At 41.7% G+C, this 12787-nt stretch carries 15 protein-coding genes; 11 read left to right on the top strand and 4 right to left on the bottom strand.

Features of this window, described 5'->3' with window-relative positions:
* Positions 1 to 22: 22 nt before the first annotated feature.
* The 6 genes from U5K72_07555 to U5K72_07530 all read left to right on the top strand — a co-directional run bounded on the left by U5K72_07555 (position 23) and on the right by U5K72_07530 (position 8226).
* The gene (locus U5K72_07555; protein ID MDZ7718653.1) at positions 23 to 1783 is read left to right on the top strand and encodes a PAS domain S-box protein; all 1761 of its coding nucleotides are present in this window, start codon (positions 23 to 25) and stop codon (positions 1781 to 1783) included.
* A gap of 1031 nt (positions 1784 to 2814) precedes the next feature.
* A complete protein-coding gene (locus U5K72_07550; protein ID MDZ7718652.1) occupies positions 2815 to 3657 on the top strand; it encodes a sulfurtransferase in 843 nt (280 codons plus the stop codon).
* A gap of 126 nt (positions 3658 to 3783) precedes the next feature.
* Complete coding sequence (locus tag U5K72_07545) at positions 3784 to 5466, top strand: NADPH-dependent assimilatory sulfite reductase hemoprotein subunit (GenBank protein MDZ7718651.1); 1683 nt, start codon at positions 3784 to 3786, stop codon at positions 5464 to 5466.
* Positions 5467 to 5469: 3 nt separating this feature from the next.
* The gene (cobA, locus tag U5K72_07540) at positions 5470 to 6273 is read left to right on the top strand and encodes a uroporphyrinogen-III C-methyltransferase (GenBank protein MDZ7718650.1); all 804 of its coding nucleotides are present in this window, start codon (positions 5470 to 5472) and stop codon (positions 6271 to 6273) included.
* Positions 6274 to 6610: 337 nt separating this feature from the next.
* Positions 6611 to 7363, top strand: a complete 753-nt coding sequence (locus U5K72_07535; GenBank protein ID MDZ7718649.1) for a phosphoadenylyl-sulfate reductase — start codon at positions 6611 to 6613, stop codon at positions 7361 to 7363.
* A 179-nt stretch (positions 7364 to 7542) separates the two neighbouring features.
* Positions 7543 to 8226 carry a bifunctional precorrin-2 dehydrogenase/sirohydrochlorin ferrochelatase gene (locus tag U5K72_07530; protein ID MDZ7718648.1) on the top strand — a complete coding sequence of 228 codons (684 nt, stop codon included), beginning with the start codon at positions 7543 to 7545 and terminating at the stop codon, positions 8224 to 8226.
* A 44-nt stretch (positions 8227 to 8270) separates the two neighbouring features.
* On the opposite strand, the gene U5K72_07525 is transcribed toward U5K72_07530, so the two are convergent.
* A complete protein-coding gene (locus U5K72_07525; GenBank protein MDZ7718647.1) occupies positions 8271 to 8612 on the bottom strand; it encodes a type II toxin-antitoxin system PemK/MazF family toxin in 342 nt (113 codons plus the stop codon).
* Positions 8599 to 8820, bottom strand: coding sequence for a hypothetical protein (locus U5K72_07520; protein ID MDZ7718646.1), 222 nt, complete (start codon positions 8818 to 8820; stop codon positions 8599 to 8601). Before U5K72_07520 ends, U5K72_07525 begins: the two co-directional genes overlap by 14 nt.
* Positions 8821 to 9019: 199 nt before the next feature.
* Between U5K72_07520 and U5K72_07515 the strand changes: the two genes are divergently transcribed.
* Both U5K72_07515 and U5K72_07510 read left to right on the top strand, forming a co-directional pair.
* On the top strand, positions 9020 to 9256 hold the full coding sequence (locus U5K72_07515) for a hypothetical protein (protein ID MDZ7718645.1): 237 nt from the start codon (positions 9020 to 9022) through the stop codon (positions 9254 to 9256).
* A complete protein-coding gene (locus U5K72_07510) occupies positions 9253 to 9546 on the top strand; it encodes a type II toxin-antitoxin system RelE/ParE family toxin (protein ID MDZ7718644.1) in 294 nt (97 codons plus the stop codon). Before U5K72_07515 ends, U5K72_07510 begins: the two co-directional genes overlap by 4 nt.
* An 89-nt stretch (positions 9547 to 9635) precedes the next feature.
* Here U5K72_07510 and U5K72_07505 read toward each other — a convergent pair whose 3' ends face one another.
* On the bottom strand, positions 9636 to 11087 hold the full coding sequence (locus U5K72_07505; GenBank protein MDZ7718643.1) for a CotH kinase family protein: 1452 nt from the start codon (positions 11085 to 11087) through the stop codon (positions 9636 to 9638).
* A gap of 153 nt (positions 11088 to 11240) precedes the next feature.
* On the opposite strand from U5K72_07505, the gene U5K72_07500 reads away from it, so the two are divergent.
* Positions 11241 to 11480, top strand: coding sequence for a hypothetical protein (locus U5K72_07500; protein MDZ7718642.1), 240 nt, complete (start codon positions 11241 to 11243; stop codon positions 11478 to 11480).
* A complete protein-coding gene (locus U5K72_07495) occupies positions 11459 to 11854 on the top strand; it encodes a type II toxin-antitoxin system VapC family toxin (GenBank protein ID MDZ7718641.1) in 396 nt (131 codons plus the stop codon). Before U5K72_07500 ends, U5K72_07495 begins: the two co-directional genes overlap by 22 nt.
* A 6-nt stretch (positions 11855 to 11860) precedes the next feature.
* On the opposite strand, the gene U5K72_07490 is transcribed toward U5K72_07495, so the two are convergent.
* Complete coding sequence (locus U5K72_07490; GenBank protein ID MDZ7718640.1) at positions 11861 to 12235, bottom strand: FtsX-like permease family protein; 375 nt, start codon at positions 12233 to 12235, stop codon at positions 11861 to 11863.
* A gap of 109 nt (positions 12236 to 12344) precedes the next feature.
* Between U5K72_07490 and U5K72_07485 the strand changes: the two genes are divergently transcribed.
* Positions 12345 to 12569 carry a sensor histidine kinase gene (locus U5K72_07485; protein MDZ7718639.1) on the top strand — a complete coding sequence of 75 codons (225 nt, stop codon included), beginning with the start codon at positions 12345 to 12347 and terminating at the stop codon, positions 12567 to 12569.
* Positions 12570 to 12787: the final 218 nt, after the last annotated feature.

The following is a 12787-nucleotide window of genomic DNA, read 5'->3' as shown; positions in this document are numbered from 1 at the left end:
GAGGATAATTTGATGATGTACAATGAAAGTTGATCCAGAATATTTTGAGAACTGCCAAAACCCTGCCATCGTAATTGATGCGGAAACATTAGAAATTCTCCATTTTAATCCTTCCTTTCTAACGTTTACAAAGCTCAACAATTCCGAAATATTGGGTTTATACTTTCCAGATCTGTTGAATGATGCTGAGTTCAACAACCACCGCTCCTTTACAGATCATCTACTTTATCCAAAAGATGATAAAGTATTTTTTATGAATACGAGACGCACAAATGTACGTCCTGTAAAACTTTCTGGGCTGAAAATTAATATTAGTGGCAAAGAAGCACTTCTCATAACCATTCAAAAAATTTATGATACTCCAGCAGGCATAGGTACAAATACTCCTGAATCGTACTCTCGAAAATACCATTCTAACGGTTCTTCCCAACTGTTTTTCTTACTAACCGCGGATGGCCAATTTCTTGATTGGAATTCTGAACTTGAGAAAGTAACCGGCTACAGTTCTCAAGAAATATCGTCCATGAAACCTGCTGATTTTTTTAGAAAGGAAATTCACCCGGTCGTTCATCAAAAGATTGAAGAAGTTCTATCGAATGGTCAAGCAGATTTAAGAGCCCCTCTTTTGTCAAAAAGTCAATCTGATATCGACTATCACTTTTTTGCAAGAAAAGTGAAAATTGATAAAAAACCTCATCTGATGGGCTTTGCTGTTGATGTTTCTGAACAAAAGAAAGCTTCAATGGAAAATCATTTCAGGGAGAGGTTTTACAAAAAACTTGTTAATAGTACGGATATTATTATTTATGCAAAGGATAAAACCGGATCCTACAAATTTATCAACAAAGCTTTTAAAAAGCTGATTCGTAACAAAGAATTGGACTCTTCTAATTTGAAAGACCAGGATATTTTTTATGATGAAGAGCTTTCACCTATTCGAAATGGTGATTTGAAAGTTCTTGAAACAAAGCAACCCATTGTTCAGGAAGAGGTTGTAGAAATTGCCGGAGAAAAAAGATACTTCCAAACGTTAAAAACTCCCACTTTAGCTCCCAACGGACGAGATTTTTGGGTTGTAGGATTAGCAACCAACATTACAAAAAACAAGAAATCTCAAAAGAGCCTTAAAAAATCACTTGAAGAAAGAAATATTTTATTGCAAGAGATCCACCACAGAGTAAACAACAATCTTGAAATTATAAATGCCCTGATATATCTACAGTTCCAGGATGTAAATAACAAACAATTAAAGAATGAACTAAAATATTTCCAATCAAGAATTAGATCTATTGCAGCTGTTCATAAGATTATGTACGATTTTAAATCTTTAGTCAATGTAGATTTAAAGAAAATAATCAAGCATCTAATAGATCAAACATTCAAGACGCTTAAACCTCTTCATTATATTCAATTCAAATTCAAAGTTGAAGAAATTAAATTAAATGCAAATCAAGCAATTCCCTGTACATTGGTTATAAATGAATTTCTTACTGATGCTTTATTCCAAGCAAAGTCGAATAAGAAGAGAGGAAAAATATTTCTAAATGTATCTGAAAAAGATAATAATGTTACCGTAAATTTTTTTATAGAAGGTTTCAAGCTTTCTGATAAAATAATAAGTCCCAGTAAGAGCGGAAAGCAGTCTAAACTTTTCGATGTTTTCTTAAAACAACTCAATGCCAGTTTTAACAGCAATATTACGAAAACTGAAAGTAGTTTTTCACTGAGTTTCAGAAAACAAGAGATCAATGGTAGTGCCGCAAATCTCTTAACGTATGATTAAGTTTCTCTCGTCATGGCTGCTCTGCTGCCAATCCTACCCTCATGCCGAAAAAATCCTCCATAAGTCCTATCGGGAGCAGAGCGCCCGGTCTATGCGTTACCTATCGTGTGGACACAAGTTTCTCTATAGTACTTCAACTGAATGATCAATAGTTTTCAGGAGGAGATCCCTCCACTGCAACCCCGACAGAAAAATCGCAATCGGGGTTTTGGTCGGGATGACAATGGCGTGGTGGGTATCGGCGGCGGGCAGTACATGAGGTTTTTTCCAAACACGGCCCTTTATGCCCGCCGCTTCCTCACCCCTTTTTGTGTCATCCCGACTAAGAGAGCGGAGCGAACGCATGGAGGGATCTCATTGATATAGGCTATCATACCTGCACGGCTTCACAAGGATCTTGGTATATACTTGAATAATATAGAAGATGTGTCCACACGATCTGTGCGTTGCGGAGCAGAGCACCGCAAACGAGAGTCACTTAATTTTTTTTGGCAATCAGAAGTTTCACGCACAAAACAGAAAATACAACCTGCTTGATGATGGGACTTTAACGCGAAAATGGACAAACTTTTTGCTTGATAAAAATTTTATTTCAGGTGTTACATTCAATCAATAAAAGCGCTTTTTTGAGGTAATAGGTGTAGGTTGTCCGAATTAGAAATTTCTGTTTCCATCCGATAAATATTCTTTTTTACACAAGAGGCTTGACATGAATCAATTTAGTGTTTAACCTAATTGCACGTTGAAAACGACTTGATGTCTAACACAATTTTTTAATGAATCAGCAAATGGTAACCACAAACTTTTCCGCGACTGCGCACCGAAATATGTGCTGTATGATCTGTTGTATGATGATGCCGGGAAAGGTAGTGGAAAAAATATGCTGATTTAACACAACGATCTTCATACAAAGCCCGCTACCTAACAGGTGGCGGGCTTTTTTGTTATATACACCCGCCTGCCTGTTTGAATGTTAGTTGGGCTTTGTGAGAATGAGTTAAAACACCAATCAAAAACACAAAGCTAAAACAATGCCAGATACATTAACAGATAAAAAAGTACTCGTAACTACCGATTGGGCAGCCGATCATCTTACCGATGAAGATGTCCGTTTTGTAGAGGTCGACGTTGACACTGAAGCTTATGACTCGGGACACATTCCGGGATCTGTAGGCTGGAACTGGAAAAAGGAACTCCAGGATCAACTTCGAAGAACCATCGCATCAAAAGAGGATTTTGAAAAACTGCTTCAAAAATCCGGAATTGATGAAGATACCACGGTTGTCTTGTATGGTGACAACAACAACTGGTTTGCCGCTTGGGCGTACTGGTTGCTCAAATACTATGGGTTCGATGATGTTCGCATCCTCGACGGCGGACGCAAAAAGTGGGAAGCTGAAGGCCGGGATCTCACAACCGACGTTCCCGAATATGACTCAACCGATTACACGGTTGGCGATGTGAAAGGCGAATACCGTGCTTTCAGAGATGATATCAAAAAACGACTCAACGCCGATGACTTTGGCCTCGTGGATGTTCGCTCTCCGGATGAGTTCACAGGAAAAATCCTGGCACCTCCCGGATTGGATGAACTGTCTCAGCGTGCCGGTCATATTCCCGGAGCGTCTAACATTCCATGGTCGAAAGCTGTGAATGAAGACGGTACCTTCAAAAGCAAAGAAGAGCTTACCAAAATCTATGCGGATGAAGGAATCACTCCCGATAAGGAAATTATTGCTTACTGCCGAATCGGGGAGCGATCCGCTCACTCCTGGTTTGTCCTGAATGAACTGCTCGATTTCCCAACTGTGCGGAATTACGACGGTTCCTGGACGGAGTGGGGCAACCTGATCGATGCTCCGATCGAACGGTAACCTTAAGCATAACCACAAGGAATTGCTCGTTACGAGGCTTCGGCTTCGTAACGAAGCAACTCCTTTCTTCTACGAAATTCACACCAACCAATTGTACTGAATTCAAATTAACGCATCACCCCGCACATGAGCAGGAAGAAAAAGAAAAGTAAACTCGAAAAAATTAAAGAAGGCAGTGATTACCTTCGCGGCCCATTGGATGTTGAGGTCACCAATGATGAAGATCATTTCAGCAAAGATGCCATCCAGGTATTGAAATTTCACGGCACCTATCAGCAGGATGACCGCGATAAACGAAAGGGACGCGACCGCCACTATATGTTTATGATTCGCAGCAGAACTCCGGCAGGAAAACTGACGCCGGATCAATACCTGGCTGTGGATGATATCTCAAATGAGTACGCCGACGGCACGATTCGTGTAACCACCCGGCAAGCCTTTCAACTCCATGGAGTTATCAAATCAGAGCTCAAGAAAACGATCAAAGAAATTAATGATTCCCTGATTACCACTCTCGGGGCCTGCGGTGATATTGTACGAAATGTGATGGCCACACCCGCTCCTGATATTGACGGACGGCAAGCCAGGGTTCAAGAGTTTGCAGATGAACTGTCTGATATTCTGCTCCCGGCCACAAAAGCCTATCACGAAATTTGGCTGGATGGCGAGAAAGTCTATTCCGGCAAAGAGGAAGTTACAAACGGTGCCGCCGAACCACTCTACAGCAAAAGTTACCTCCCCCGAAAATTCAAAGTGGGTATTGCTCTTCCCGGCGACAACAGCGTGGATTTGTACACGCAGGATATCGGCCTCGTGGCTCTTTTTGATGATGAGAATGAGATCGAAGGATTTAATGTAGTTGTTGGCGGCGGTATGGGAATGCACCATCGCAAGCCGGAAACCTTTCCTCGTCTGGGAGATCACCTCGGTTACATCACCAAAGATAAAGTGGTGGAAGTGGTGAAAGGAATTATTGGAATCCAACGGGATCACGGAAATCGTAAAAATCGAAAACAAGCCCGGATGAAATACCTGATTCACGATTGGGGACTCGACAAATTCAGAAATGAGTTGATCGACCGAATCGGTTATGATCTTGAGGAATATCGGGAGATCCCAAAGTTTGAACTTGAACTCTATTTGGGATGGCATCAGCAATCGGATGGAAATTGGTTTCTTGGCGTGTCCGTAGAAAACGGCCGCATCAAAGATGAAGGAGATCTGAAACTGAAAACCGCTCTCCGAAAAGTTGTGAAGGAGTTCAGAACAGAAGTTCGAATGACTCCTAACCACAATGTGCTGCTCACAGATATCCCCGAGAATCAAAAAGAACCAATCGAAAAAGTATTTCACGAACATGGAGTGGCTTTAGCTGATGAAATTCCAAATGCCATCAAATTTTCGATGGCCTGCCCTGCCCTTCCAACTTGCGGACTTGCGATTACCGAATCAGAACGAGCATTGCCGGCTGTCATTCGGGATCTGAATGATGTGCTTGTAGATCTCGATCTTCAGGATGAAAAACTTTCCGTACGAATGACCGGCTGCCCCAACGGATGCTCGCGTCCCTATGTAGCGGACATCGGTTTTGTTGGACGATCTCTCGATAAGTACAGCATTTTTATCGGCGGTGATCCGTCCGGAACGCGGCTTAATAAAGAATACAAAGATATGGTTCCGCGGGAAGAACTGGTGCAGGAATTGCGTCCCCTTTTGGAACACTTCAAAAATGAACGTGCTGATAACGAATCGTTCAGTGATTTTTGGAACCGAGTTGGAATTCAAGAACCCGAAGAGATACCGGCTTAGATTATGAAGACACTTAAACATTTAGAAAAAGGAAAGGTGTACCTGGTTGGTGCCGGCCCCGGCGATCCAGACCTCATAACAATAAAAGGATCGAAAGTTCTGGAATTGGCAGATGTCATCGTGTATGACAGGCTTGCCAATCCGGAACTTCTGGGGCTTACCCGCCCTGATTCGGAACACATTTATGTGGGGAAAAGCCCGGATAAACCTTCTGTATCCCAGGAGCAGATCAACCAGATATTGGTATCCAAAGCGCTGAGCGGCAAGCATGTTGCCCGGCTTAAAGGAGGTGATCCGTTTGTGTTCGGGCGCGGCGGCGAAGAGTGCGAAGAGTTGCGAGCCAATGGTGTTCCCTATGAAGTGATTCCGGGTATCAGCAGTGCATTGGCAGCTCCCGCTTTTGCGGGTATTCCGGTGACGCATCGAAAAGCAGCTCGGTCTTTTACCGTGGTTACCGGCCATACCATTAAAGGCACAGACGATTTCGAAAACTGGTGCCATCTCATTCATGCAGATACACTGGTTGTGCTGATGGGCGTTCGAAATCTGTCAAACATTTCTGAGACTTTGATTGAACTTGGCAAGAGTCCCGACACCCCGGCAGCTGTTGTTGAACGGGCAACATTTGATTCACAAAAAGTGGCTGTTGGAACCTTGGCGAATATTGCTGAAAAAGCATCTCACTTGTCGCCTCCGGCTACTATTGTAATTGGCGAACTTGCCGCTTTAAGCCACGATTTGGCTTGGTTTAAAACCGAAGAGGCAGAAGCGGAGATGAAAATTCAACATCAGTTATTAGCTATTTAAGATTTGTCAGTTATGAGTAGTATTAACTCCAATTTAAGTTGTCAGATGATTTATCGAGCTAACGTTTCTCCCGAGGGCCGTGGTTGGTTATTCTCCCCTGGAGGGGAGTACGGCGAAGCCGGGAGGGGTGTACATCCCCCTGCTCACTCCGTTCGCTTTCCCCCTTCAAAGGGGGACTTTGAACCACCCCTAAATCCCCTCCTTGGAAAGGAGGGGACTTTTCCAATCATCCGATACTTTATTGTTGATACGACAGTAGAATGTTGTCAATTGTTTGAAGCGAAATTTAAATGAACAACAAGCTACTGAGTACTAAAAACAAAATAATCGAAAAGATATGCAGGACGTTCTCGAACCGATTTTGAAAACAGAAAAATTGTCTCCCAACGACCTTGATCGATTAAACCAACGATTTGAAAACTCTCATCCGAGCGAAATTCTTGCCTGGGGGTATGAAACATTTGGAACAGAGATGGTACTCGGGACAGGATTTGGTTCTTCGGGTGTTTTTCTGATTCATCAGTTACAAACCCATGGATTGGACATCCCGATTTTTTATCTCGATACAAATCTTTTGTTTGATTCTACATATGAATTAAAGGATAGACTCGAAGCTCGATACAACATCGATATTACGAGAGTTACCCCTGAACTATCACTGGAAGAACAAGCTGAACGATTTGGTGATGAGCTGTGGAAAAGAAATCCCAATCAATGCTGCTTTTACAGGAAAGTACTTCCACTTCGGAACTATCTTTCTGATAAAAAAGCGTGGGTAACCGGAATTCGCCGGAGTCAATCTGAAACCCGTCACCAGGTAAAAATTGTGGAGTGGAATGAAGAGAATGAAGTCTTCAAAATCAACCCGGTAGCCCATTGGACTGGTGAAACAATTTGGGATGAAATTCACCGACTGAATTTACCCTACAACCCCATGCACGATGAGGGATTTCCAAGCATCGGATGTATTCCCTGTACCCAACCGGTCAACGCCTCAAAAGAAAGCGACGACCGAAATGGCCGATGGAACGGAACGGATAAAACAGAGTGCGGAATTCATTTTCCTGATCATTATAAGAATGGGAATTAAACCTCCCCCTTCGAAGGGGGCGCAGGGGGATGATAAACACTGTGTTCGAAAAAAGATCTTTAGCATGAATTCAATCTCATCAGTTCATCCCCCTGAATCAACTTTGTTGATTCTTTCCCCCTTCAAAGGGGGAACTTAACTCTAAGCCTTTTTAGAAATTATCAATCAAAAAAATAAAAATGTCAAAAGCATTAGACGTCTATCCGATTTACCTGCGCCGGTTGAATGAACGAAAAACCGTGATTGTCGGTGGAAATTGGGAAGCCGAGGGAAAAGTGAAAGATTTTTTGGATCGAGATGCATGGTTAACGGTCATTAGTCCAAAATTGAATGAGCAGCTTCAAGAATGGGCAGACGAAGAACGTTTTGAATGGATTCCTCGTCAATATGAATATGGTGATTTTGAGGGAGCTTCGGTTGCTATCGTCGCAGAGTTCGAAGGTAATATCAATAAAAAAGCATATCAGGAAGCTACAGAACGAAATATTCTCATCAATGTGATGGATGACCTTCCACATGCCAATTTTGCTTTTGGTTCGATCGTAAAACAAGGTCCGCTGACCATTTCCATTTCAACAGGTGGTGCAGCTCCTGCTTTAGCTGTTCGGATTCGCCAGCGATTCGAAAAAGAGTTTGGAACAGAGTATGGCGAATTCCTGGAGTTTATGCAGAGCCTCAGAAAACCGATGAAAAAGCATATTGATGAATTCGATACCCGTAAGAAACATTGGTATGAACTGATTGATTCTGAGATCTTAACTCTATTTCGCGAAAAACGGGTTGATGAAGCTTATCAGCGAGCGAGGGAAATTTTGGGAGATGAGCTTGTGGAGGATGCGTTGGCAGTTCAAACTGCAAGTTAGTTGTTCGTTGTCAGTGGTTTGTAGTTAAAGAATTGTTAAAAATTTTAACCTTCATTATTCAAAAAATTGACCAATCTGAATAATAGACGTTCATATCTCGCTGGCTGAATTTTCCCTATCGTTCCGGGAAGATCTTTCGAAGAAAGTGTAGCTAAAAAACCTAATCGAATAACAGATTCAACATGAAGTCCGCTCTCAGAAAAGTCGTCATCTGATTCTAATATAACCTCATCAAAATCAGTTACTTGATGCCTAATCTGTGAACTGATTCCACAAACAAGCCAATCATCAAAGGGCGGAAACTGCTTTAATAATAAAACAGGCCTCAATTTTCGTTGAGAATCTGATTGCTGTAATTCTGCCAATACAATATCACCGGCTTTCATAATCTGGGTTTGGTTCTTTTACCTCAGATAAAGAATATTCCGGTTCATCTTCTCCATAGGCCTTGTTCAAACTTTGAGAAGATACTTCATTCCAATCAGCACTTTCATCATCCAGTAGAATTACAATCAGCTTACTATCCTTCGGTAATTGGGGATTTCCCTCCAATTGAATTCGCTCTCCATCATATGTTCCTTTGAGTGCTTTCATAGCATTTATCAATTATTTGAATAAAAGTAATATGATAGAAATTCAGTAATTATCAAACCTCTTCATTAAAAAGCTAATTCTATATCAATCCGCGCGACATTCATTCGAGCGTGGTTTAACTTTATCTTTTAAACATGGGATCATTTGTCACTATTTGAACCGTTTATTAATTTGGTTCATAACTCAAATTTACATTAGAATGAAGAAAACAAAATTTGAAAAAGGAATTCTCGATCTACCGCCAAAAGAACGAGAACGAGTAGCTTTGACCGCTTGGGAAAGTCTTGAGAAGGATTCTTCGTATGTTGCAGATCGCAGCTTTGACCCAGAGGGTATTGATCTTGCTTTAGCCCGCGATAATGAAATTGAATCAGGCCGTATAAAATCAATCAGTCATTCAGAGTTTCGGAAATCTACCAACAATAACAACGAGTGAATCTTGAATATCATCCAGCAACTGTTTCTGATCTGAATAAGGCTGTCAGATATTATAATAAGCAACGAACGGGTCTTGGCAATGAATTACGAACCGAGATTTACAAAACGATAGAACGTATTATTGAAAATCCATATCGGTATTTTGTTGTAGATAAAAATATTCGCCGATGTCTGGTTCGCAGATTTCCTTACTCAATTCTATTTCGCGTTGTCGGTTCAGACACTATCAGGATATTGGTCATTCGTCATCATCGCCGTCATCCGGATGTTGGATTAAGCAGGCGGTAAAGAAAAATTCCCTTTATTGTTAATAGAGTGTTTTTCGTTGTCCTCTGTTGGAATGACAAATCACAAATGCCCACAATCAACTCACAGCGTTACCAGGAAGCCAACTCCGCATCCATCCAGGTAAGACGCTGATCCAGCCAGCCCCGTAGATATTGCACCTCTTCTTCGTAAGTATCGCCAACAAAATGGTTTCCCCAAACATGTTCTCCCAAAACCGGCCATCGTTTAAAATTTCGATCTACTGCACCGTCATCAATCAGCGGCTGTGTCAGGTTCGTTATCAACTGATCTAATGATTGATCACTCCATTCATTTGTCCGGAGTTCCTGCCAACGCTGTTTTACCTTGCTGCGAAACATAGGATCGTCTGCCAATTTTTCCCACCAGAACGGGACCAACCAGAGATCATCAGGAATAAATTGATTGTATTGATAGATCCACGTCTCCGGTGATCGCCGAAACTCCTGTTCATCATTTCCCATCGAGAGGTTAAAATCCCAAACCGGCCCCATGTTTAATTTCCCGCCGCGGTCTTTATACATAAACGTACTGAGTCGGTACGCATCGGCATTGTGGGCTAACTCATTGAGCAGAAAGAAATCAACAAAACTGTCCAGATCCACATAGTCGGTAAACGTATATTCTCCATCAAAATCTCCGTCCGTATCATTCAAAAGCGCTGTTTCAAACTCATGAATATAACTTTGGATGTATTCTTTCTGTTGATCTGTGATATCTTCGTATGCCGGATCTTCATACAAAAAATAGGTTTCTTCGCTCTGCTTACCACCATAGGGTGCATAGTTCAGCTCGTCTCCGCTAACGCTGTACTCTGAACGAAATCCCAGCAGTTCCGTGTAAGTGGCGTCACCTCCACCCGGATCACCGGCCGTTTTATCAATTTTAAGGATATAGCCACCAGTAATTTCCTCGGGACCATTCTCATCCGGATCAAGCCCGGAAAGGTCGAGTCGAACGTCATCCCTCTTAATTTTTTCCATAAACAGATACATGCCCCAATACTCACCATCAAGGTAAACTTCTGCAAACCGGGTTCTGGAAGCATAGTGGCCCAAATCCCTGGCAAGGGTATAGACAAACTTATTCCTGATCAACGTCTTATCGCTATACGGTCCATATAAAATCCAGTCCTCCTCTTCCGGGAATCCAAGCAGATCCACGTCAATGTCGTTCCCGTTTTCATCCCAGGTTTCAATTCCGAATGATTTCTTATCGAACAAGGCCTGCGATGTTGCTCCCCTGTATTCAATGCCGATATGGCCGTTGTAAGTTACCCCACCTTCCTCGTAAACTTTTAGGGTTGCAGGCACTTTCGGTTCATCTACAATCTCTTCTCCCTGTAGGGTGATGGAAAGCTGAGGAAGAGCACTTTCCATGTTGATAGGATCGGGTTCAGGCTCCGGATCTGGATTTGGCCCCGATGATGTACTATTATCGTTACAACCTGAGAACTGAAATACTACAAAAAGCAGAAAGAGAAACCATAATTTGTATCGAAATAGAATATTTTTTGCTGTCATTTATTGATGATTAGTTGCTATTTGATCTCAATATAGTGGATTTGTTTGTTGAATGTTGATTGTTGTTCTTTTTGAATTTTTAATAGCAAACAACAATTTTGATGTAGTTGGTTAACATGGGGAAGACACCATTTTTTTAATTATATTTGAAATATGGAAACGATAAAGATCACAGTTCGAGATAAAAAGCATGCCCAGATGCTTGCAGATTTGGCCAGAGAGTTAAATTTTGTTACTTCTGTTGAGTCTTTAAAAGACGATTCGGAATCTGTAATTCCCAAAGGAAATTTTTCTTCTGATGAAGAATTTCTGTCTCTCTGTGGTTTATGGAAAGATCGGGATGTTACCATTGAAAAAATCAGAGAGCAGGCATGGCGGAAGATCAACCTGTAGTATGCGATACCAATATCATTATAGAACTTTTTAAAGATAATGAGGATGTTAAAAAAAGTTGCCTCGATATTGGAATAGAAAATCTCTGTATAAGTACTGTTACCATCGGCGAGTTTTATTATGGTGCACTGAACAAAGAAGAGATCCCACTGATTGAAAATCATCTTAAAAAATTTGGAAATCTTCCCGTAACAGAACCCATCTCCCAGCGTTTTACTGACTTGATGCGTGCCTATTGCCTAAGCCATAAACCATTCATCGGCGATATGTTCATTGCAGCTACTGCGATGCATTTCGATATTGAGCTTTATACCCTAAACAGAAAAGATTTTCATTTTATACCAGATCTCAAATTACATACTCCGGATAAGTAATAATTATCACTCTGATCTGAGTGAATCCACCGGATTTGCAGTCGCAGCTTTAATGGATTGCCAGCTTACCGTGAGCAGTGCAATAAGAATTGCTGTAAGCCCAGCTGTCACAAAGAACATGGCATCAATCTCAATTTTGTAGGCAAAATCTGTGAGCCATTGATTCATGGCGTACCAGGTGATGGGAACGGCGATTACAAAACCAATACTCACCAACTTGATAAAATCTTTAGAAAGCAACGTTACAATACTCGCTACACTGGCACCTAACACTTTTCTGATTCCGATCTCTTTTGTGCGGCGTTCAGCTGAAAAAATTGTAAGAGCAAACAACCCAAAACTTGTGATAGCGATGGCTAAAACAGAAAAAAATGGAAGCAAACCCGTCTTCTGACAAATAAAGGATTTGATAGGCGTTGTCTAAAAAATTCCATGAGGACTCTCTGGAATATTAACGATCCAAAAATTGACATATAAATCAGGAATCAACATGGATGGACGGATAACGATTGATATCATCGACAATGGGCCAGGCATCAAAAAAGAAGACCAGGAGAAGATTTTCATCCCATTCTATTCTACCGCCGGTAACGATCCGGACAAAGGAACGGGAATTGGGCTGAGTTTGTCACGCCAAATTATGCGCATTCACGGTGGGGCACTCCAGGTAAAATCTGAGCCGGGGAAGGAGACTGTTTTTACACTAAAGTTCTAAACCAACGAAACTTTTCACAGGAAGTCTAAAAGAGAGGGGACCGATGCTGGAACGTTCAGTGAAAGCATCAGGGGTGTGTTCACGTTCTGCCCGGGATATAACTGGTTCCAAAGGTCTCCTTTGGAACCCACACACGAAGCTCCTGCTTCAACTGGAAGCGGAGCTTCCTAATTTGCGTTCCGAGAGCTTCGGAACGATTGAAATAGTGAAGGTTTGAA

The sequence above is a fragment of the Balneolaceae bacterium genome (assembly GCA_034521495.1).
In the GTDB taxonomy this organism is placed as follows: Bacteria; Bacteroidota; Rhodothermia; order Balneolales; family Balneolaceae; genus Rhodohalobacter.
The sequence above is the reverse complement of the archived record's forward strand: the minus strand, read 5'-3'. Positions and strand labels throughout refer to the sequence as shown.